Here is a 21,689-nt window from a genome sequence, read left to right as displayed (position 1 = left end):
TCCTCGAAGGCCGCTCCCTCCACGAACTCAAGGCGAGCAGACAGCGCCAGCAAGGTCTCCACCTCGCTCAGCGATCCACGGGCGATGTAGAAAAATTGTCGCCGCTCTTGCTGGCCTCTTCGGGCCATTCCCTCCGCGATGTTGGCGGGGATGCTCACCGCCGCCCGCCGCACTTGCGCCGTCATTCCGTAGAGTTCCTCCTTCGGAAACCGGCCTGTGGCCGCGTACACCGCTTGAGCAAGGTCCATGGAGACCTTCCACACCTCCAGACTCTCATGCGGCCGGGCTCTTCCCAGCATTCTCTCCCCTACTCTCCTACTCCCCTACTCACTTACTCTCCTACTCTCTTACTCCCCTACTGACCTACTTACCTACTCACCTACTCACCTACTCTCCTACTCTCCTACTCACCTACTCACCTACTCACCTCTCCCCCCCCACCGGCCTCCTTCGAAGCTACATATACCCCAGCCCCTTGAGCTTTTCGGCGAGTTCGGCCTCCTCGCCCTGGGCGAGGGAGGGGCCGGAGGCGCCGCGGAGGTGGGCGTACGAGGCGGTGGCGGGGGAGGGAGCGGAGCGGAGGGCCCGATGGAGGACGCGGCCGTCCATGTCGTCTCCCGGGGGCAGGCCCAGGGCGGCGAGAAGGGTGGGCGTCACGTCCTCCAGCGTGGCGCCGGAGAGGTCGGCCTTTCGGAAGGAGGGCCCGTGGAGGAGGAGGATGCCGTCCCTCCGGTGCGAGCCGGACTTGTCCACTCCGTACTGGGAGGCGGGCGCGAAGGCGGACTCGCTCCAGTCCACGCGGTAGGCGAAGCGCCCATCCTCCTGGATGAGGAGATCCGGCGCTTCGTGGACGAAGGGCCCATGGTAGACCTCTTCCCGGAGGTGGACGGCCTCGGCCACGGGGAGGCCCGTGGCGGGGTCTTTCAGGGAGAGGATTTCGCGCCTCAGTTCCTCCCTCAGCGCCTCGTACTCCGGCCCCGGCTCCACGGTGCCCACGGGCTGGCGGCCCCGGACGTTGAGGTAGATGGAGCGCCCCGACACGGAGGCGTAGAAGGCCCGCGTGCGGCTCCAGTCGATGAAGCCGAGGGGATTGGCCAGCGGCGAGGCCTTCACGTTGCGCCTCAGCCAGGTCCTCGCCCCCGCCGGGACGGCGGCCTTGAGGGCGCGCTTCCACAGGGGTTTGCGGATCAGTTCCCGCGATACGGGCAGGGGGGCCAGGTAGCCGCGGTCGCACAGGACGCGGTTGAAGAAGACGTCCGTGTGGAGGGGGCCGAAGCCGTGGTCCGACAGGACGCACACGTCCGCCTCCGGACCCAGGGCCGCGCTCAGCCGCTCCATCCCCTCGTCCACGCGGCGGTAGTAATCCAGGACGGCGTTCTTGAGGCGGGGAGGGGCCTCCTCGTGGCGGGGGTGGGCCTCGTCCATGAAGCGCCAGAAGAAGTGCATGACCCGGTCCAGGTCGTCGTAGACGAAGATTCCCGCGTCGCAGGAGTGCCGCTCCATGCGGTCCAGGAACAGCCGCTCCTGGAGGTCCGTGAGGGCGTAGAGCTGGTCGAGGTACGCCTCCAGCCTTCCCGCCGCGATGAGGTGGGGATCGGCCCCCAGGCGGAAGCCGGGGAAGTCCCGGGGCAGGGCCCGGCGCTCGCTCTCGGGATGGGCCCACGGGCCCTCCAGGCCGGGCGTTCCCATGCCCGTGACGAAGAAGCCCTCCACCGCATCGGCGGGATAGGTGCAGGGCACGTTGAAGACGCCCACCCGGCGGCCCGCCGAGGAGAGGATCTCCCAGAGGGCGGGCGCCCGCCGGTCCGAGGAGGAGAGGACGCGCGGCGCCCAGGCCCCCTCATCGAGGGTGAAGAAGTCGAAGACGCCGTGCTTTCCCGGGTTCACGCCCGTGAAGGCCGTGGTCCACCCCGGCGGGGTCAGGTTGGGCGTCACCGAGCGGAGGGGGCCCCAGGCGCCCTCCGCCATGAGCCGCTGGAAAAAGGGGAGGCGGCCCGCATCGGCCCAGGGCTTGATCAAATCCCACGTGGCGCCGTCGAGGCCGAGGACCACGAGGCGGCTCATGGGAGGCTCCTTCGAAGCTTCCCCACCAGCTCCCGCTCCTCGGGTTCGGGGCCCAGGAGCCACCAGAGGGAAGGGTAGGCCAGGACCGAGAGGGCGGCGCCGGCGACGGGGTGAACGAGGAAGGCGACGGCGGCCCCGGCCGAAGCGGAGAGCGCCAGGGCGAGGCCGGGTTTGAGGAGGGTGCGGTCCCAGGGGGCGATCTTGAGAAGGACCCAGATTTCCACGGCCCGGGCCACGTTCACGAGGCAGAGGGAGAGGGCCGCGGAAACGGCGGCGCCCAAGGGACCGTAGCGGGGGATGAGGAGGAACATGAGGCCCAGGTTTCCGAGCCCGAAGCACACCGCGTTGGCGAGGTTCACCTTGGGGTGTCCCGTCATGGTGATGAGGGTCCCGTTGGCGCCGAAGGCTCCCGAAAAGGCCTGCCCGAGGGCCAGGATCAGGAGGGCGAGGGCGCCCGCCGCGTACTCGGGGCCGAAGAGGGCCAGGACGTACTTTCCCGCCAGCGCCAGGGGCAGGGCGACGAAGGTGGAGGCGAGGAATATCCAGCGGGTGGAGGTGCGGTAGAGTCGCGCGAGTCCGTCGGAGTCGCCCTTCTCCTTCAGTCCGGAGAAGGAGGGGGCCAGGGAGGCCGAGAGGGCCTCCGTGGGCATGTTCACGGCCGTGGCCAGGCGCGAGGCCACGACGTAGATGCCCACCTCCGCCCGGGTCCGAAAGGCGCCCATCACCAGCACGTCGGACCAGAGGATCAGGTAGTTCATCAGGTTGAGGAACATGACCGGCGTGGAGAAGCGCAGGATGCCGCGCCGGTCGCCGTTCGCGTCCCGTCCGGCGGGCAGGGCGGCCAGGCGCCGCTTCAGGCTCCAGGCGCCGGCCAGGAGGACGAGGAGGGCCGCCGCTCCGAAGCAGAGGACCACCGCTTCCACCGTCCGCGACACGCCGAGGGCGCCGAGGAGGAGCAGGGTGAAGACCAGCGGGTGGGCCACGCGCTCGATGAAGACCTTTTCACGGATCGCCTTGAGGCCCTGGAGCCCGCCCGCGCAGACGTTGTACAGGACGAGAAAGGGGAGCGCCAGCGCCAGACCCGCCAGGGGGAGCGCCAGGTCTTCCTTTCCGAAGACGTCCACGGCCAGCCAGAGGCTGAGGACCACGAGGGAAAGGGCCCCCATGAGGCCCGAGACGAGAGCCACCCGCAGGACCCACGAAAGGGTCCACCGGAGCCTCGCCCACTGGGAGGTCTCCGCCGCTCCCGCCACGAAGTGGGTGAGGGCCGTGGGGAAGCCCAGGGAGGCCGGCACGGTGGAGACGGTGACCACCGTATTGGCCAGGCTGTACACGCCGAAGAGATCGGCGCCCAGCATGCGGGTCAGGATCAGCGTATTGAGGTAGCGGACCCCGGCCCCGCCCAGGTTCAACACCCCCGCCCAGGACCCCTGGCGGGCCGTGGCGCCCAGTGGGTCCCCGCGCCCCTTCTCCCCGGGGGCCTTCGCGTCAACCTTCATCATGTCCTCGCCTTGCGTCTTTCGTCTCACGCCTCCCCTCGCCGGGACTAGGGGACGAAGGGACTGGGAAGAATCGAAGACAGGCGCGCGAGGGCCCCGCCCTACGATCTTGCTGGTCGCCATTGCGTCTAAACCCGAAATCCATGCCTGTCCAAAATAGGACTGCTTGTCGCCTTCGAACCGCGGCCGGGCCCTGGCCGCGCCCTAGGCGCGGCGCTGCGCCGGCGGCCCGGGACGGGCCTTCCTCCGCTTCGCTCCGGAAGGCAGACAGCACAATGCGGGCCCAAAAAGATCTAGGAAAGCCGTGTCCGAAATCCCAAATTCCAAATCCCAAATGTCCTTTCTTCGTCTCGCGCCTCCATCGGGCTCCCGAGGCGCTACATGTATCCGAGTTCCTTGAGCCGCCCGGCGATCTCCCCTTCGGCGTCCCCCGCCTCGCCCCAGGCCGCGCGGATTTCGGGGCGCGAGGAGAGCCAGGCGCCGAGGGCCGCCTGAAGGCGCGCTCCGGCTTCCGCCGCTCGGGCCGGGGCCGGCGCGCCGTCGCGCCGGAAGAGGGTCCCCTCCTCCAGGGCGAGCCCCCATTTGTTCGGAGAACCGGGGACCTGCTCCACGTGCACCCATTCGCGATCCCGAGCGGCCCTCAGGAAGTTGTCCACGTGCTCGGCGAACACGACGGAGTGCCCGCCGTCCCGGCCCGCCGCCACGGCGGAGAGGTCCCTGCCCTCGTAGAGCGGCTCCTCGAAGCCCGCGAGGCTCGCGGCCGTGGGCGCCATGTCCACGTGCTGGACGAGGGCGTCCACCCGCTCCCCCGCGTGCCGGCCGCCGGGGAAGCGGACCCTCAGGGGCACCTTGACCGTCGTGTCGAAGAGCTTCTTGTGGGCGCAGTAGACCCCGTGATCTCCCAGGAGGCACTCGCCGTGATCGGCGGTGAGGAAGACCAGGGACTCATCCCACGCGCCCCGGGCTTTCAGCACCTCGAAGAAACGGCCGAGGCAGGCGTCCTGGTAGGCCACGGCGGCTCGGTAGCGCTGGGGAAAGTGCTCCAGGGGGACCTTCCAGGCGTACTCGGGGAAGTCCGGGCTGAACCAGCCGGCTTTCCGGAACTGTTCGCGCACGGGCACGTCGGCCCGGGTCGGGGCCACGTGGCTTCGGAGGAAGTCCCGCGGGGCCTCGTAGACCATGTGGGCGTCGAAGAGGTGGAGCCACAGGAAGACGTCGCGCCGCCTCTCGGGCCGCAAGAGCCACCGGAGGCCCGCCCCCAGGGTCTCTCCGGCACGGGCCCGGCGCCGGGGACCCAGGAGCCTGCGCCGGATCTTTCGCAGGAGCCCCTCGGGGCCCGCCCCGGGGAATCTCGCGTCGGCCTGACCCACCTGGTTGCCCAGGAGCTGGGCGAGGAAGTCCACGCTCGTGAAGGCCCGGGTCTCGAAGCCCCTCTGGGCGAGCCTCCGGCTGAGGGCGTGGGCGGGAAGGTCCTTCCGCACGTAGTTGGAGTACACGCCGTGGCGGCAGAGGTAGTTGGAGGTGAGCATGGACAGGTGCGAGGAGAGCGTGTTCTGGCTCTGGGCGAAGGCCTCCGTGAAGGTGGTCCACTCGGGGGCCAGGGCGTCCAGATTCGGGGTCAGGCCGGCCCCCTCCAGGTGGTCCGTGCGCACGCAGTCCAGGGTGATGAGCAGGATCAGCATGGGTGACTCACTCCACGCCGAGGGCCGAACGGAGCAGGCCGTGGACGTCCTGGATGTGGGGGCGCTTTTCGGGCAGGTCCCGGCTGGAGATCAGGAAGGCGTCGTGTCGCGTGTGCATCCCCGTGAAGTGGGTGCGGCCGAAGACCGCCTCCTTGCGGATGTTGCCCTTGAGGTCGAGGCCGTCGTTCGTCAGGAGCACGAGGTCGGGAGCCTTGTCGAACTCAGGCCCTTCGTAGATCGCCTCGGGAAAGAAGACCTCCCGAATGACCGGGCGCCCCTTATGCTCGAGGGAAAGGAAGAGGGCCTTCAGTTCCTCGCGCAAGGCGGGGACCTGGGCCTCCTCCACGGTCCCCTTGGGGTAGCGCCCCTTCCGGTGGAGGTAGACGCGGGAGGGGTCGAGGACGAAGGCGCGGCTTTCGCCGGAGAGGTCCGCGTAGGATTCGGGGGGGTCCTTCTCCCATTTCAGGTACCCCTTCTCCACGAGGAACCGGTTCAGGTAGACCTCGCTGCGGATGCCGCAGAAGCCGTGATCGCTCATGACGTACAGGGCGTCGGAGGCGCCGAGCCGGTCCGCGAGCCTCCCCACGACGGCGTCGGCCTTGCGGTAGAACTCCATGGCCCGGGCGTGGTTGGGGTGGGCCTCGTCCTCCACGGCGTCCCACTGGAAGTGCTGGAGCCGGTCGGTGCCGGTGATGACGGCCACGAAGAGGTCCCAGTCCTCGTCCTTCCAGAAGTGATCGAAGGCCCGCTCGCGCGCGGCGAGGGTCTCGTCGAGATCCCGGTACAGGTGGTCCGCGTCCTGGGCCTTGGCCGTGTCCACGTCGATGCGGTATCCCATCTTCTCCAGGACGGGGAGGGCCGCGGGCGGGTGGACGGCTTTCTTGAGGTCGATGGCCACGAAGCCCGAGACGAGGACCCCCGCGTGGGCGCGGGCGGGATAGGTGCCCGGCAGGTTGAGGACCACGGATCGCTTGCCCCGCTTCCCCAGGTCGTCCCAGAGCGGGGGCGCCTTCAGGTGGGGATAGCTCGGGAAGAACATCTGGTACGTCCCGGGCTTGAGGTCCATGAACCCGTAGATGCCGTGGCGGGCGGGATTCACCCCCGTCATGAAGGACGACCAGGACACCGAGGAGATCTCCGGGAGCGAGGCGTCCATCTGTTGAAAACGCTTCCCGCCTCCCTCGGCGAGCCGGCCCAGGTTCGGCGTCACGCCCCGGGCGACGAGCTTCTGGAGGAGGGTGTAGGGAACTCCGTCCAGGCCCATGAGGACCGCGCGGGGCTTTTTTTTCGAGAACAGTCCGTTCAGGAGAGCCATCGTGCCTCCGGGTGGGAAGGTGAGGACGTCAGGAAGTTAGGAAGTCAGGAAGGGCGGTATGGGCGACTCGGCCCCAACGGCGGAGGAGGCCGTTTGGCATGGCGCCGATCTTCCCGGTGAGGGCGAACAGCGGGGCTGTCGTCTCGGATGCCAAGTATCCGAGGCGTTCCACGATGACCAAGTGAGTTTCGAGTTCGCTCAACGAACTTCTCGCGATGAGGATGAACTGCCGCCTTTCCGCATCACCGCGCCCTGCCGCTCCCTCCGTGATGTTCGCCGGAACGCTGACCGCCGCCCGGCGTGGCTGAGACGTCAGGCCGCAGCGCACCTCGGCGGGCAGGGTCTGTGTGGCTTCGTTCCCAAGGACCGCTGGATGAACGGCTTCCTTCCAGCACTCGAGGCTTTCATGGGGCCTTTGATACCTGAAAGCATGAACTGAGGCCTTTGTTTCCCCAAGATGCCGCGATGCCGGTGGTTCCCGCCTCCTCACTTCCCCACATCCTGACTTCCTAACCAGTCGGCCAGTCCCTCCCAGCACGCCTCGGGAACCTTCAGCCGGCCCTCGCCGACGCCGAGGCGGATTCGGGGGCGGTTGGCGCCGTGGAAGTCCGAGCCACCCGTGGGGAGGAGGGCGTATTTCCGGGCCAGGGCGGTGAAGCGGGCCTCGTCCTCTTCGGTGTGGTTGCGGTAGTAGCACTCCATGCCTTGGAGGCCGAGGTCTTTGAGATCGCGCACGAAGGCGTCCAGGGTGTCCGGATCGTCGATCTTGAGCTGGAGGGGATGGGCCAGGACGGCCACGCCGCCCGCCCGGCGGATGATTTCGATGCTCTCGGCGGGGCTCAGGCGAACCTTGTCGGCGTAGGCGGGCTGGCCCTTGGCGAGGTACCGGTCGAAGGCCTCCTGGCGGCTCGAGACGTAGCCCTTGTCGAGCAGGGTCTGGGCGAAGTGGGGCCGCCCCACGAGGTCCCCGCCCGCCCGGGAGGCGATCTCCTCGAGGGTCACGTCCAGGCCCAGGGCGTTGAGCCGCTCGACGATGATGGGGTTCCGGTCCGCGCGGCACTTCTGGACGAAGGCGAGTCGCTCCAGGAGGCGGGGCTCCTCCGGGTCGAACCCGTAGCCGAGGATGTGGAGCGTGCCCGGACCGTATTCGGCGGAGATTTCCAGGCCGCCGAGGAAGCCCACGCCTTCGACGCGGGCCGCTTCGGCGGCCTCGGCCAGGCCCTCCACCGTGTCGTGGTCCGTGAGGGCCATCCGCGTGATCCCCGCCCCGCGCGCTTCGCGCACGAGGTCGGCGGGACGGAAGGTCCCGTCCGAACACGTGGAGTGCATGTGCAGGTCGATCATCGTCTTCGAAGGAGCTCCCGGGGTACGTGAACCGAAAAGAGTCGAACGCGTTCGACGTCAAAGGCCGGCGCCACAGCCGCCCTGCACCGTCCCCGCGCTTCACGTCTGGCGTCTAGCGTCTCACGTCAAACGTTTTGCGTCTGGCGTCTTACGCCCTCACCCCAGATACCCCAGGTCCTTGAGGCGGGCCGCGACGACGGCTTCCTCCTCGGCGCCGTAGTCGTCCCCCACGACAGCGGGAACGAGCTGAAGCATCTCGAGGGTCTTGACGATGCGGGCGCAGGACTGCTCCGGCGGCTCCCCGCCGGTGTAGACCACGACCTCGGGCTTGAGGGGAGGCTCGTAGGGATCGGACACCCCTGTGAAGTGAGGGATCTCGCCCGCGAGGGCCTTTTTGTACAGGCCCTTGACGTCCCGCTCCATGAGCTTCTCCAGGGGGCAGTCGAGGTAGCACTCCACGAAGATGGAGCGCTCCTCCACCCCGGCGCGGACTTCATCCCGGATCTCCCGGTAGGGCGAGATGGCCGCCGTGATGGCGCAGACGCCGTTCCGGGCGAGCAGCTTGGCCACGTACCCGATGCGGCGGATGTTGGTGTCCCGGTCCTCCTTGGAGAAGCCGAGCCCCTTCGAGAGGTTCGTGCGGACTTCGTCCCCGTCCAGGACCTCCACCGGAACGCCGCGCTCGAGGAGGCGGTCCTCCACCAGCTTGGACAGGGTCGACTTGCCCGACCCGGACAACCCCGTGAACCAGAGGACGAATCCCTTTCCGTTTCCCGCCATCTTCTCGCTCCTGTCCCGCCGTCGCGGATTCCCGTCACGCCGGTCCGTAGCCGGCCTGCGCCTCGGCGCCGTTCATCACGGCCGCGAAGGCCTCCACGTGCGACGGCTTGAAATGTTCTTTCCAGTCTCCCACCACCCCCTTGCGGAAGGTGGTGCTGCCCGTTGAATAGAGCTGAAGGGCCGCCTCCTCCACCATGGCCCCCGAGGAAGGAAGGCCCACGAACCGATAGAGGTCTCCCAGGGCCCTGCGCTGAAGGTCCTCGGAGCCTCCGCCCCGGGCGCCCACCAGGTCTTCGAATCGGCACAGGTGCGCGGCGCCCTCGCGGGCCCATCCCAGGAAGGAACGGAATCGGGTGCCCAGGTCTTCCAGACCGCTCGCCGCGCCCGACTCCTCCGCCGAGACGCCGCGGATGCAGGCCATGAGCCGGGCGTCGAAGTCCGGGAGCCGGTCGCGGAAGTACGGGCCCAGCCGGTGGGCGTCGCCCTGCTTGAGGATGTAGTGGGCGAGGGAGACGGCCACGTCCCGGGGATCGCGAAGCATGAGGACGACGCGGGCGCCGCATCGCCTCAGGATGTCCGCGTCCCGGGGCCCGTAGGGGTAGTGCCCGTACAGGACCTCGCCCCGCCCGATGGAACCCAGCAGCCGTTCGCGCTCACCCGCGTCCAGGGACCAGTTTCTCCCCCCCTCCCGAAGCCGCATGCCGGGAGAGGCCAGAAGGGCGTTGAGGAGGAGGTGGGTCCCGGACTTGGGAAGGCTCGTGACGAGCACCTTCGGGCCGTCGATGCGGCGGCGGAGGCGGGCGAGCCGGGGGAGAAGGCCGCCGGTCACTCGATTCCCCTCCCAATCAGATCGTCGGGAACCGGGATTCCGAACGTCCGCAGGACGGTGGGCGCCACGTCATAGAGCGTGACGCCCTCCCGCCGGCCCGGCGCCACGCCGGGCCCGTTGAGGATGAACAGGCCGAACTGGGCGTGGTTGGCGTCATCGGGGCCCGTGTCGTTCTCGAAGACATGGATGGCGCCCGTCCCCACGCTGCCCGCGCTGCGCCAGGCCAGGTCCCCGAAGTACACGATCAGGTCGGGGGGCACACCGTTGACCTTCCGGTAGAGGTCCTCCGGGCGGTGCGCCACGGTCCCGATGGGGCGGCCTGCCTCGTCGCCCAGGGCCTCGAGCTTCTCCTTGATGAGGGTCCGGGTCTTCTCGTAGTCGGCCGGCTCCACGACGCCTCGGGGCTCTCGCCCCTTCACGTTCATGAAGATGCGGGAGTAGTAGCCCCCTTCGCCCCAGCAGGTGGTCCGCGACCAGTCGATGTCGCTCGTCTTGAGCTTGCGCGGCTCCGCGGGTTCCTCCTTGAGGGCGAGGAGTCCCTCCCGGCGGAAGAACTCGTTGACGCAGATGGCCCCGCGCATGGTACGCGCCCCGTGGTCCGAGACCACCCAGGTTTGAACGCCCTGGGGGAGAAGGTCCAGGACCGACCCGATCTCCCCGTCGAGGTACCGGTAGTAGTCCCGGATGGCGAACTCGAAGGGGTGGCCCTTCTCGTAGAGCCGGTGCTCCCGGTCGTGGTAACGCCAGAAGGCGTGGTGGATGCGGTCCACGCCCATCTCCACGAACATGAAGAAGTCCCAGGGCTTGGTCTTGACCCACTCCCGCACCACCTTGAACCGGCGCCTGGTCATGACGTAGATCTGATCGAGGAGGGCCGCCTTGTTCTCGGTCCGGAAGTCCTTCACGTCGATGATGTAGTCGCCCTCGGCCAGGCGGTCGAGCTCGTGCTTGGCCTCGTCGGGCCAGGTGTACTGGACCCCCTTGTCGGGCGTGAGGAAACAGCCCACGAGGGTCCCGTTGAGGGGCTTGGGGGGGTAGGTCTGGGGAACGCCGAGGACCACGCTCGAGAGGCGGTTTCGGGACAGGTGCTGCCAGAGCGTCTTCTCCTTGACGTAGGCGGCGTTGGCGAAGAAGAGTTCATCGTAGTCGTAGGACTTGCGGTTTCGGAAGCCGTAGAAACCCAGGGTGCCCGGGTCCTTGCTGGTCATCATGGCGGTCCATGCGGGCACCGTGATGGCGGGCACCGTGGATTTCATGGGCCCCCAGGCCCCGCCCTCCGCGAGACGGCGCAGGTTGGGCAGGTCGTCCTTCCACTCGCCGAAGACGAGGCTCGGTTCCATGCAGTCCATGCCGAAGATGAAGACCTTCTTGTCTTTCACGCGGGCCGTCCTCCGAGAGGATCGTGGAAGGCGATAGGAAGGGGAGGCGCCTGGAAGGGCCGGGCTTCCCGCCGTGGGCTTTTTCCTTCCCTACTCACCTACTCCCCTACTCACTTACTCACCTACTCACCTACTCACCTGCTCTCCCACTCACCTACAAATACCCCATGTGTTTCAAGCGCTTGCGAATGGCCTCCACCTCGCGGGCCGAGAGGGTGCCCTCGGGCGCCCCTTCCTGGTGAGAAACGAGGTCCCGCAGGACGTAGACCGCAAACTCCGTCACCGAGGCGAAGCCGCTGCCCTCGATGAGGACGGAGAGACGCTCGTAGAGAGGCCTCGGGATCTTGAGCGTGACTCGTGGCTCCATTCGCACTCCAATAAGAGTGTAGACTAGGGGAAGGACTCGAACCTGTCAAGGGGGCGGAACCCGTGCCTTCTCGCAGCAAAAAGCGCGTCCGGAACCGAAGGCGGGGACCGGGGCGCCTCGCCTCAGTGGACCTCGCCCTGGATCTTTCGGGCGACTTCCTGGAACCGCAGGAGGATCTCGCGCTCGTGCTTGAGTTCGTCCTCGGCGAACTCGAGCAGGATGGCCTTGAGCTGGGCGTCCTCGCAGAGGGTGGCCGCCTCCTCGTAGCGCCGCCGGGCGCTCCGCTCGGCCTCGACGGCCTCCTGAAAGATGTCGAAGAGACGGTGGATGCGCCGTGCCGAAGGGCCCGAGCCGGGGGCCTCCGCCTTCGGAGGCTTCGCCGCTTCCACCCGCTTCACTCTCCGGTTCGCCGTCATGGATCCTCCCTCCTGGCCGTCTCCCCCTGGAACCTCGGCGCGCGAACCCCCTCCACCGCCCACCCGGCCAGATCCTCCGACAGGGCGTCGAGGGTGTCGAGGTAGGGGGCGATGCTCGGAATGAAATGGCGCTCGTGGCGGGTGTGGGGACCGATTCCGGTCTGGCCCCAGACCACGGCGGCCCCGCCGGGGGCGAAACGGGCCGAGGTTCCGGCCAATTTGCGACCGATTCGCGGCGGGGCTCCCTGTACGGACCGGGCGGCCCGAAGGAGGGCCGCCAGGTAGGGGTTCTCCGGCGGGCACGTGACTCCCGCCTCGCGGACTTCGGCCTCCACCTCGAGGCCCGAGGCCCCGCAGAGGAGGCGTAGCGCCTCCAGGAAGCCGTCCACATCGTCCTCGGGGATGGGCCGCACCTCGATGCCGAGGACGGCCTCGCCGGGCGTGATGTTGTAGACGCCGGGCTCCCCGAAGGAGAGGAAGGGGAACCGGACGCCCGTGACCCATCCATCCTCCGCCTTCCGAGTGAACCGGTCTTCGAGCAATTCGTGGATGGCGGCCCGGGCGGCGATGAGCCGTTCCGAGAGATCGTCCGGCGCCCCGGCCATCCCCGTGTGGGCCCGCTCCCCCCGCGCGGTGACGCGGAGCCGGACGACGCCCCGGTTGGAGGTGCAGATCTCTCCGAAGCGCTCGTCCCCCTTCTCCCCGGTGCGCTCCCCGAGGATCATGAGGCCCGGCGACCACCCGTGGGTCTGGCGGAGTTCTTCGAGGACGTGGGGGGTGCCGCAGGGCTCGGATTCGCCGTTCTCCTCGTTGCCCACGAAGAGGAGACAGACGGGCGGGAAGGGCGGGCCTTGCAAGATCCTTCTGCGCATCCACACGAGGTCCGAGGCCACCACGGTCTTCATGTCCGCGCTTCCGCGACCCCAGAGGTAGTCCCCTTCCACGCGGGGCTCGAACTGGAGGTCGTCGGGGTCCGGCTCCACGACATCGAAATGGCCCGAAAGGACCACGGGCGCCAGCAGCCGGCCGGGAAAGCCCGCGAGGACGGCGGGGTACTTCCCGCCTTCGAAGAGGCGGACCTCCGCACCCGCTTCCTGGAGACGGGTCGCGAGGAACCGCGCGCACCGCCAGACCTCTTTGAGCCGCTCCCGGGGGCAGTTGGTGACGGAGGGGATCCGGATGAGTTCGGCGGACAGGCCGACGGTCTCTCCCACGGGGTCCTCCGAAACCGCCAGGACCTGCGGGCGGGCCGCCGCCCCGATCCGAACGGCCGCCACGGCCTCGGACTCGGACTCCTGGGCCGCCTCGAAAAGGAGCGGGCGGACCTTTGCCTCCTCGTCCCCCAGGCCCCTGGCCAGGGAGTCCGCGTCCCTCAATTCCTCCTGAAGGAGCCGGCCCCGCGCTTCGAGCCATTCGGTGAAGACCTCCCCGGGGACGATGGGGGAGCCCGAGGGGGCCTTCCGCGGCGAACCCAGACGCGAGCGGAACCACTCCCGGGTTCGGCCGGCGGGATTGGCCCCCCCTGCGGCCATCTCGGCGAGGGGGGCAAGGGCCTCCCTCCATTCCAAGGCCCGCGCCAGCGGGTCGAGGTCGGAGAGGGTGGCCGCGAGGAACTCTCGAAGGAGAAGGGGGGAGCCGGTGAAGGGGTCCTCAATCCGGGCCTCGAGACCCGACCGGGCTGCCGCCTCCTCGTTTCGGCGCGCCCGCTGGACGTCGTCGGCGTCGTAGACGAAGGCGGCCCCGAAGGACTCGTCCGCATAGATCCGGAGCAAGAGGAGCTCCTTGAAGACGATCTTCGCCAGCGACAGGCCGAGGTCGTCCCCGCCCTCATCGGTGCGCACCTCCACCCGGGTCATGGGGAGATCCACCCGCGCGCACAGATTCTCGACGAGGAGGGCCCGCTCGGCCTCCTCGAAATCGGCGCGCTCCCCCGCCCGGTACAGGCCTTTCTGGTACAGGCGCTGGAGCTGTTCGCTGGTGGCCCAGATGTTTCGATTCACCGGATCCACGTCGGAGCGGGCGCGGACGGGCGTCCAGTTGTTGGCCCCGAAGCGCACCCCGCGGCGCACCAGGTCATAGGAGATCCGGAGGTAATCGGCGTGGCTGGCGTACAAATACGGCACATCCAGTTCGGGCGGGTTCGGGAAGGTGAGGAGGCGGTTGCTGTCCCGCTCCGTGAGCACCACGGCGGGGTGCCCTTCCACGATCTCCCAGGCGAAGGGCGTGGAGGCGGAAACCGCGATGAAGAGGGGGCAGAAGGGCCGCAGAAGGCGCGTGGCCCGGATCAGGGCGTCGTTGCGGAAGTCGATGAGGGTGCGGCCCTCCCGCCGGTGGCGCGGGAGATGGAAAAAGTCCCAGGAGAGAAGGGACTCGGGGTAGGAGTGGTTGGTGTGGATGCCCGCCGTGGCCAGGTTGGGGCCGAAGAGGGCCACGCACCGGGCCAGGTACTTCTTCTTCGCCAGGCTCCAGCCGTCGGGGATGGCGTCCCCGTTGACCTCCACCGGGTAGGGGACGTTTCCGTGGAGGGCGAAGAATCGCTCTCCGAAGGCGAGGCCGGCGCGGGCCAGCGCGTTCCAGGTGGCGGCCTCGAGCAGCCTCCCTTCCAGGGCCGTCCCGCGGGCCGAATAGTAGGGGCGGGTGGCCCCCTCGATCATCCAGTGAAACACCTCGAGCTGGAACCTGGGGCGCGCGGCCTCGGGCAGGTACCGGTCCATGAGGTGATCCGCGAAGGACCTCCTCTCGGGACCGTACCCCACGGCGGTCACGGGCCGGAGCCCCCGGTCCAGGATGTTGAATTCCAGCTCCAGGCCCGAGAGGCCCCTCCCGAAATGGGTCTCCAGGGAGGACTCCACGGCCAGGCGGAATTTCTCGGCGAAGGTGCCCCAGTCGCCGGATTTCATGGCCGAAGCCGCCCTCCCCGGATCGAACGGCGGGACGATATGCGAAAAGGCATGGAAGCCTCCCCGGCCGGGCGCCTCACGCCGCTCCTCCGTCCCCGGCGCCCTTCACCTGGGAGAGGGCCGCCCAGAGCCGCTCCGCCGCCCGGGCGGTCTTGTCCGGTGGGAGGGCGTAGGAGAAGCGCACCCACCGGGACCCGTAGTCGCTGAAATACACCCCCGGGACGACGGCCAGGCCGAAGCGCTCGGCCAGGTAGGCGCCCATGGCGGAGCTGTCGCTCATCCCCCCCGCGTCCATCCAAGGCCCCACGTCGAGGAAGGCGTAGTAGCCCTTTCCCAGGATGGCTCGGATCCCCTTCTCGGCCAGGAAGGCCGAGAGGACCTTCCGGCTCTCGTTCGTGGGGACCACGATGGGGGCGGCGGCCCGGTCGAAGCCCATGGAGTAGGCGGCCATGGCGACGGCCTGGCTGTGAAAGGAGGGGATGACGCCGTGGGAGGCGCGGTTCTGCATGAACTTGACCAGTTTCCTGGAGGCGAGGAGGTGGGCGTTGCGCACGTTGCTCGCCCCGAGGGACTTGGTGATCCCGTCCAGGAGGATCACCCGCTCCCGTTCGGCGGGTTCGAGGGCCCTCAGGAAGGCGTTCACGTCGTGGGGTTCGCCGTCGGTCACGCGGTGGTAGATCCAGTCGAAGAGGACGTACGGCACGCCGGCGCCGAAGGCGGCTCGGGCGAGGTCGATCTGCTCCGTGAGGGGAATCGTCCTCCCGGTGGGGTTGTCGGGGGAGGTCACGACCAGCCCCGCCACCTTGCGGCCCCCCGCCCGCTCGGCAAAACGAACCGACTCGGCGATGCCTTCCGGGGTAAGCGCCCAGGCGTCGGCCTCGCGCCCCGGCGCCAGAAGGACATTGGCGCCCACGGCGTAGGGCCCCCAGTTGTAGGAGATCCAGGGAACGCGGGACACGACCACGAAGTCGCCCCTCCGCCCGTGACCGAGAAACTGCATGGCGTCGTAGGCCTTGAGGAGGGCGTCCCGACCGCCCTGACAGCCCAGGACGTTCTCGGGGCCCCATCCCGTGTCCGCGTCCAGCTGCCAGTACTTCTCCACGACGGACTTTCGAAAGGCCGCGGTCCCGAAGGGCTGGTCGTAGGCCGATCCATGCTCCCTTTGGAGGGCGTGGGCCCGCTCCCACAGCTCCGCCGAAATGCCCGGAAGGCTCGCGCCTCCGTCGCCCTGGCTCGCGTCGAACTCCTCTCCCCCGGGGAAATCCCGGTGGTACACGGCCAGGGCGTCCCGGATCTCGAACATCCTGGAACCCGGGATGTCGATCATGGAGGCGGGGGAGTGGTCCAGCCCAGAGAGCTCTTCGGGGCGGACCACGAGTTCGGGGGCGTCCTCGTTTCGGGGCGCTCTTGCTCCTTCGGCCATGGGGCCCTCCCTTCGTTCGCGGATGGAAGCGCGGGTCAAGAACGAGATCCCCCCCCTCGGCGAGAGGGGCCGGGGAGACACCGAACCCCGCCCCGGGGGAAGAACCCCGGGGCGGAGGATGGATCGCGGATGGAATGGAGACTTAGGAAATCAGGAAGCGGGGGTGGCGGCCGGCGCCGGCTGGGACGAGGCCTGAGGACTGGAGCCGGAGGAGTCGTCCTTGTGGTTGGCGTACTGGAACCCCGAGACGCGCATCATGTTGTCCAGGGCGACCTTGAGGTCCACGTGGCCCTTTTCGAATTTCGCCACCTGCGTCACGACGAAGTACCCGTCCTTGCTCTCGATGCTGGATCGCTTCACCTCGACGAGCTTCCCCGCCTTGGATTCGAGCGCCTGCCAGTACTTCTTGAAGGTGTCGGGGTTGGACTTGAAGCCGAGGTTCGAGTCCACCTTCTGATAGGCCCCCTGGAAATCCCCCTTTTGGAGAAGGGTGACGAACTCCGAGGCCTTGGCCACGACCAGGTCGTTGGCCTGGGCGTAGAGGGCGCCGAAGGCCACCATGGCGACGGCCAGCAGAGTGACGGCCCGAAGGGGAGTGTTGAAGCGCTTCATGTACGGGTCCTCCTTTGCGCAAACGCTAAAACGGAAACACGTCCCGGGCCGGTTTCTTCCTGCGGCCGAAGGCCGGCGAGACGCCCCTAAATATACGCTTTTTCAGGGCCTTCGTCAAATCCTCCCGCGGGCCGCAGCCGGCGGGAGAGCCAGGCGTTCACCTGACCCGCGAGGGGCAGGGCATGGTCCGTGAGGAGGAACACGTGGGGGGCCGACTCCAGCCGCAGCATCTCGGCGCCCAGAAGCCGCGCCACCCCCTCCAGGTCGGAGGGGGACACCAGGGCATCGGCTTCGGAGGCCACGATGAGATGGGGGCGACCGCGCTGCGTTTTGCTCAGGCGCCCCTCCCGAAGCCCCCACCCGACCCGGGACGCGACGGGCAGGAGGGCGATCTGCCTCAGGAGCCGTCCGCTCTCGGGGACGCACTCGGCGAGGAACCGCTTCACGGAGGCCTCGCAACCCACCTCCCCGAAGCCCAAGGCGCGCACGGCCTCGGCGTTCTGGATGGGGCAGTCCAGCCCCCCGAGAAGCCGGGCCTTGAGCCGCCACCCACCGTGGGAACGGACCCTCCTGCGGGCTTCCGGCGAGAGGCCCCGTGGCGGGAGGGGCATGAGCAGGACGGACGCCGCCACCGCGCGCCGCTCCAGGTACTTGAGCGTGAGCCAGCCTCCCAGGCTGTGGCCCACGACCACGGTCCGCTCCGGGTCGCGGACGCCTTCCGCCACGGCGGCCGCCGCCTCCTTGAGGCCGACTCCGCGCACGTCCCCCCCCGGCTCGTGGCCGGGGAGGGTGAGGCTCCGGACGGACCAGCCTTCCCCCGCGAAGAACGCGGTCCAGGCCCGGAAGATCCAGGGGCCCTCCCACGCGCCGTGCACGCACACCATCTCGTACCCGAACACGGATCTTCTCTCCCTGTGTCGTACCGCGGGATCGCGCCCGGATCGGCGCGTTGCGTTGCTCAGAAAGCGAGGGGCCGCTGGGGGGCCGAGGGCGGTGTCCCCACCGGCGGAGTCGGAAAGGCCTTCCCTCGGGGCATCATCCCTGGAACCAGTCGGGAAACGCGCCCCACCAGGAAAGGGCCACCTTGTAGATGCCCGTGCGGTCGGGGGCCACGAGAAAGAGAGCCGGGGACTCGAAGGACCGCCCGTCCCGCAGGGAAGTTTTGACGCGCATCCGAACGAGGGCCGTCAGTTCCGAGATCCACTCCACCTCGGCGCCCACGGGGACTTGGGTAAGGGGCTCCTCCCGATGGGCCTCCACCGTCTGCCGGAACTCGTCCACGTTGGCGTGCCAGATGTTGGCCAGGCCTTTCCATTCGATGATCTCGGAGGTGGGGAGGTGGACGAAGGTCTCTCCCGCATCGGCGTCCCCCTTCGCGTAGGCTTCCAGAAGCCCGCGCACGGCCTCCAGAGCCGACCGATCTCGGAAGTCCATTTCGCCGTCTGCCGCCTGTTTGCCCATGGATTCCTTCGCCTCCCCCTTCGGCCTCTCCCCGTCGCTCACTCCCCGCCCTCCCGAATCTGCCAGCGAACGGCGTCCCTTACCCCCTCTTCGAAGGCCACCCGAGGACGAAAGCCCAGCTCCCTCTCCGCCCGACCCGGATCCAGCGCGCGCCGGAAATCGTGGGCGCTGCGGTCCTCCACGAAGTCGAGCCGCGCCTCCGCCTCACGGGGGTCTCGGCCGAGGCACTCCGCGGCGGCCCGGGCGGCGAGCCGGATCACCTCGAGGTTGGTCCGCTCGCACCGCGCACCCAGATGGTACACCGCACCGGGCCTCCCTCCCTCGAGAACCGCGAGGACGCCCCGGTTGTGGTCCTCCACGTGGATCCAGTCCCGGCTCTGGCCGCCGGACCCGTAGACCGGGATGGGCTCTCCCCTCCGCACGCGCTCCGCCACGCTGGGGATGAGCTTGTCCGGTGATTGACGGGGGCCATATATGTTCGTGGTCCGCGTGACGAGGGTCCGGATGCCGAAGGTCGAGTGGTAGGCGAGCGTGAGGACGTCGGCCGAAGCCTTGCTGGCGGCGTAGGGCGTGGAGGGATTGAGGGGCGACGCCTCGGTGAAGCGCTCCGCTGCGCCCTCCCCGTACACCTCGTAGGAGGAGAGGTGGAGGAAGGTCCCGCCCGAGCCCGACCAGGCTTTTCGGGCCTCCTCGAGGACCATCGCCGTGCCGAGCACGTTCACCTGAGAGAAGGAGAGGGGCGACTCGATCTCCAGCCCCGACGGGTTCCGCGCCGCGAAGTGGACGACGGCATGGAAGGCGGCGGAGGTGAAAAGGGACTTCACGTCGCGGGGGTCGGTCACGCGGCCCCTCACGAACCGAAGGCGGCCGGGGTGGCTGGCTTCGAGGCCTGCGAGGAATCTCGCACCGGGGCCGCCCGTGAGGCTGTCGAAGACCGTCAGCGTCCACGCGGGCCTTTCGGCGAGGAGCAGGCGGACAAAGGCGCCTCCCACGAAGCCTCCCCCCCCGGTGATGAGCAGGCTCGCGGGCCGGTCCGGAGACGGCCTTTCCGAGACCCCGGAGGCCCCGCTGGAGCGCGGGGAGGCTCCCGTCATTCGGATCCCACCCCGGGTTCGCGGCCGGCGTAGAGGCGGCGGACGAATTCGACGTATTCGCCGCTGAGGATCCGACGCCACCACCCCTCATGGTCCAGGTACCAGCGGACCGTGTCCCGCAGACCCTCCTCGAACGACACTCGTGGGCGGAAACCGAGCTCGCGCTCCGCCTTGGAGGGGTCGATGGCGTACCGCCAATCGTGACCGGGCCGGTCCTTCACGAACGCGATCCGCGAATCGGGGTCCGTTTCCGTCCACCCCTTCCGGGCGCAGACCTCGCGGATCAAGGCCCGCACGAGATCGATGTTGCGGAGTTCGCACCGGGCGCCCAGGTTGTAAACCTCCCCTGGCCTCCCGTTCTCGAAGGCGAGAAGGGCGCCCCGGTTGTGGTCATCCACGTGGATCCAGTCCCGCACGTTCTCCCCTTTCCCGTACACGGGAAGGGGCTGGCCGTCGAGCAGGCGGACCATCATGAGGGGGATGAGCTTTTCGGGGAACTGATAGGGCCCGTAGTTGTTGCAGCAACGCGTGACCACGACGGGGAGGCCGAAGGTCCGGTGGTAGGCCAGGGCCATCTGATCCGCGGCGGCCTTGCTGGCCGAGTACGGGCTCGATGGCCGGAGGGGGGTCTCTTCCGTGAAGCGCCCCTCCTCCCCGAGGGCCCCGTAGACTTCGTCGGTGGAGATGAGGAGGAACCGGCCCGGACGATCCTTCCAGGCCAGGCGGCACCTCTCCAGGAGATGGGCCGTCCCCATGACGTTCGTCCGCACGAAGGCCAGGGGTCCCAGGATGGAGCGATCCACGTGGCTCTCGGCGGCGAAGTGGACGACGCCGTCAATGGGCTCCTCCTGAAAGAGCCTTTCCAGTCCCGAGCCATCCGTGACGTCCCCCCGGACGAAGCGGTACCGGCCCTCGAAGGAGGCCTCCAGCCCCTCCAGGTTCTCGAGGTTCCCGGCATAGGTCAGGGCGTCGAGGACCACGACCCGCCAGTCGGGTCGCTCCCGGAGGGCCAGTCGAACGAAATTGCTGCCGATGAAGCCCGCGCCGCCCGTGACCAGAACCGTTCGATTGGCCATGCTTCGACCTCCGATGGGGTCGCACGCGCTCATGGCGCGGCGATGCCTCGCTTCTTGGCGAAGGCCGCGAGATCCGAGTAGTGTTTTCGGTCCTCCCGGCCCAGACTCTTGAGGAGGCGGGAAAGGCCCGGAGCCTCGCGGATTTCGATCCCTTCCATGTGGTTCTCCGCGGCGCTGTTCTCGAAGCGGAGGGCCAGACCCAGCGCTTCCGGCAGGGAGGGCGAGCTCCGCAAGAGGAGGAGCTTGCTCACCTCGCAGGCCGTGTCTTCGAGTTCCTTGGGGGAGAGATCCACTTTGAAGGAGAGGTCCTTTTCCTTCCTGAGAAGCCGGCGTTCGTACTGGATGAGGGCCACGTGGGACCTCTCGTCCCGGGCCATGCGGTAGAACAGGGCCGAGGCCTCGGCGTCCTCCGCGTAGACCTCGCTGAACCACCCGTAGAGCTCGGCCAGGCGGCTCTCGATTTCGATCAGGATTTTGAAGAATCGCTGGACGTCCATCTCATTCTCCCGAACCGCCGGCACTGCTTCCAAGGGACGGCCCCTCCCCCCGCGTCGCCCGAAAGAAGGCCCTCAAATCCTCCGTCCAGGGTGCTCCCTCCTCCGGCCCCGGCTGCCGGAGCCATGCGTGGCGGGGGCGGCGGGCGGGACGGGGATACTCCTCGGTGCGGCACGCTTCCACCGTGCAGGGGAGGCCGGCCAGGCGAACGATCTCCCGGGCGAATTCGAACCAGGTGATGGGGCCGCCGGCGCCGACGGCGTGGACCGTCCCCCGGGCGCCGCGGCTCAGGAGCCCCTCCACCCGCCGGGCCAGGGACACGGTCCACGTGGGTGCTCCATACTGATCGTCCACGACCCGGATGGACTCCCGCTCTCTGGCCAGACGCAGAATCGTGTCCACGAAGTTCCGCCCGTGGCGGCCGTAAAGCCACTGGGTCCTCACGATGAGGTACCGGTCCGGAGACAGGTGCTCCGCGAGGGCCCTTTCCCCGGCGAGCTTGCTTTCCCCGTAGGCGTTGACCGCCGGGCCCGGCGGGTCATCGGGGCCGTACCCTTCCGGACGGTCGCCCGGGAAGACGTAGTCCGTGCTGAGATGGACGAGGGGCAAGCCGAGGCGGAGGCAGGCCCGAGCCACGTTTTCGGCCCCGGCGCCGTTGACCCGGAAGGCCTCCTCCCGCCTGGCTTCGGCCCCGTCCACGTCGGTGAAGGCCGCCGCGTTGACCACCACGTCGGCCGATTCCGCGGAGAGAAACTCCAGCAGGGCCCGAAGGTCGGTGATGTCCACCCGCGGGAGGTCCCCGGCCAGAACCGAGTGGCCCGCTTCCAAGAGGAGGGGCACGGCGTCCCGGCCGAACATGCCGTCCGAGCCCAGCAGGACGATTCTCACGGGCCGGCCCTGCCCTCTCGTCGGGCCGGGGCGGTAAGGCTCATCCCTTCTCTCCCCGCCCCCCT

The 21,689-nt window shown here is 68.8% G+C and carries 21 protein-coding genes; all 21 read right to left on the bottom strand.

The genetic code is table 11. The features are described from left to right. On the bottom strand, positions 1-299 hold a 299-nt coding region (locus AB1824_07690), incomplete at its 3' end, for a four helix bundle protein (protein ID MEW5764846.1). Between the two features lie 157 nt (positions 300-456). Next, positions 457-2,064: an alkaline phosphatase family protein gene (locus AB1824_07685; GenBank protein MEW5764845.1), complete on the bottom strand. Its 1,608-nt coding sequence runs from the start codon at positions 2,062-2,064 to the stop codon at positions 457-459. Continuing rightward, the gene (locus AB1824_07680; GenBank protein ID MEW5764844.1) at positions 2,061-3,566 is read right to left on the bottom strand and encodes a flippase; all 1,506 of its coding nucleotides are present in this window, start codon (positions 3,564-3,566) and stop codon (positions 2,061-2,063) included. The genes AB1824_07685 and AB1824_07680 overlap by 4 nt, the downstream gene beginning before the upstream one ends. Positions 3,567-3,940: 374 nt before the next feature. Next, positions 3,941-5,245, bottom strand: a complete 1,305-nt coding sequence (locus tag AB1824_07675; GenBank protein MEW5764843.1) for a sulfatase — start codon at positions 5,243-5,245, stop codon at positions 3,941-3,943. A gap of 7 nt (positions 5,246-5,252) precedes the next feature. After that, the gene (locus AB1824_07670) at positions 5,253-6,560 is read right to left on the bottom strand and encodes an alkaline phosphatase family protein (GenBank protein ID MEW5764842.1); all 1,308 of its coding nucleotides are present in this window, start codon (positions 6,558-6,560) and stop codon (positions 5,253-5,255) included. A gap of 28 nt (positions 6,561-6,588) precedes the next feature. Further along, positions 6,589-7,050, bottom strand: a complete 462-nt coding sequence (locus AB1824_07665) for a four helix bundle protein (protein MEW5764841.1) — start codon at positions 7,048-7,050, stop codon at positions 6,589-6,591. Beyond that, on the bottom strand, positions 7,047-7,904 hold the full coding sequence (locus AB1824_07660) for a PHP domain-containing protein (GenBank protein MEW5764840.1): 858 nt from the start codon (positions 7,902-7,904) through the stop codon (positions 7,047-7,049). The genes AB1824_07665 and AB1824_07660 overlap by 4 nt, the downstream gene beginning before the upstream one ends. Positions 7,905-8,060: 156 nt before the next feature. Beyond that, complete coding sequence (gene cysC / locus AB1824_07655) at positions 8,061-8,684, bottom strand: adenylyl-sulfate kinase (protein MEW5764839.1); 624 nt, start codon at positions 8,682-8,684, stop codon at positions 8,061-8,063. Positions 8,685-8,718: 34 nt separating this feature from the next. Next, entirely contained in the window at positions 8,719-9,513 is a 795-nt protein-coding gene (locus AB1824_07650) for a hypothetical protein (GenBank protein ID MEW5764838.1), read from the bottom strand. Beyond that, positions 9,510-10,892, bottom strand: a complete 1,383-nt coding sequence (locus AB1824_07645) for an alkaline phosphatase family protein (GenBank protein ID MEW5764837.1) — start codon at positions 10,890-10,892, stop codon at positions 9,510-9,512. Before AB1824_07645 ends, AB1824_07650 begins: the two co-directional genes overlap by 4 nt. Before the next feature lie 154 nt (positions 10,893-11,046). Then, positions 11,047-11,259, bottom strand: coding sequence for a CopG family transcriptional regulator (locus AB1824_07640; protein ID MEW5764836.1), 213 nt, complete (start codon positions 11,257-11,259; stop codon positions 11,047-11,049). Positions 11,260-11,381: 122 nt separating this feature from the next. After that, complete coding sequence (locus AB1824_07635; protein MEW5764835.1) at positions 11,382-11,675, bottom strand: ferritin family protein; 294 nt, start codon at positions 11,673-11,675, stop codon at positions 11,382-11,384. Further along, the gene (locus AB1824_07630) at positions 11,672-14,575 is read right to left on the bottom strand and encodes a M20/M25/M40 family metallo-hydrolase (protein MEW5764834.1); all 2,904 of its coding nucleotides are present in this window, start codon (positions 14,573-14,575) and stop codon (positions 11,672-11,674) included. Before AB1824_07630 ends, AB1824_07635 begins: the two co-directional genes overlap by 4 nt. 76 nt (positions 14,576-14,651) lie before the next feature. Then, positions 14,652-15,998: a pyridoxal phosphate-dependent aminotransferase gene (locus AB1824_07625; GenBank protein MEW5764833.1), complete on the bottom strand. Its 1,347-nt coding sequence runs from the start codon at positions 15,996-15,998 to the stop codon at positions 14,652-14,654. 150 nt (positions 15,999-16,148) lie between these two features. After that, complete coding sequence (locus tag AB1824_07620) at positions 16,149-16,610, bottom strand: DUF3887 domain-containing protein (GenBank protein ID MEW5764832.1); 462 nt, start codon at positions 16,608-16,610, stop codon at positions 16,149-16,151. Between the two features lie 86 nt (positions 16,611-16,696). Further along, complete coding sequence (locus tag AB1824_07615; GenBank protein MEW5764831.1) at positions 16,697-17,509, bottom strand: alpha/beta hydrolase; 813 nt, start codon at positions 17,507-17,509, stop codon at positions 16,697-16,699. A 136-nt stretch (positions 17,510-17,645) separates the two neighbouring features. After that, a complete protein-coding gene (locus AB1824_07610) occupies positions 17,646-18,113 on the bottom strand; it encodes a hypothetical protein (GenBank protein MEW5764830.1) in 468 nt (155 codons plus the stop codon). Then, entirely contained in the window at positions 18,110-19,165 is a 1,056-nt protein-coding gene (locus AB1824_07605; GenBank protein MEW5764829.1) for a GDP-mannose 4,6-dehydratase, read from the bottom strand. The genes AB1824_07610 and AB1824_07605 overlap by 4 nt, the downstream gene beginning before the upstream one ends. Further along, a complete protein-coding gene (gene rfbB, locus AB1824_07600; protein MEW5764828.1) occupies positions 19,162-20,241 on the bottom strand; it encodes a dTDP-glucose 4,6-dehydratase in 1,080 nt (359 codons plus the stop codon). Before rfbB ends, AB1824_07605 begins: the two co-directional genes overlap by 4 nt. Positions 20,242-20,270: 29 nt before the next feature. Further along, positions 20,271-20,738 (bottom strand): hypothetical protein, encoded by a 468-nt coding sequence (locus AB1824_07595; protein MEW5764827.1) that lies wholly within the window; start codon positions 20,736-20,738, stop codon positions 20,271-20,273. Position 20,739: 1 nt separating this feature from the next. Continuing rightward, positions 20,740-21,624, bottom strand: a complete 885-nt coding sequence (rfbD, locus tag AB1824_07590) for a dTDP-4-dehydrorhamnose reductase (protein MEW5764826.1) — start codon at positions 21,622-21,624, stop codon at positions 20,740-20,742. Positions 21,625-21,689 lie beyond the last annotated feature (65 nt).

It is taken from the genome of Acidobacteriota bacterium, assembly GCA_040752915.1.
Lineage (GTDB): Bacteria > Acidobacteriota > UBA4820 > UBA4820 > DSQY01 > JBFLVU01.
This window is presented reverse-complemented; position numbering and strand designations above follow the sequence as displayed.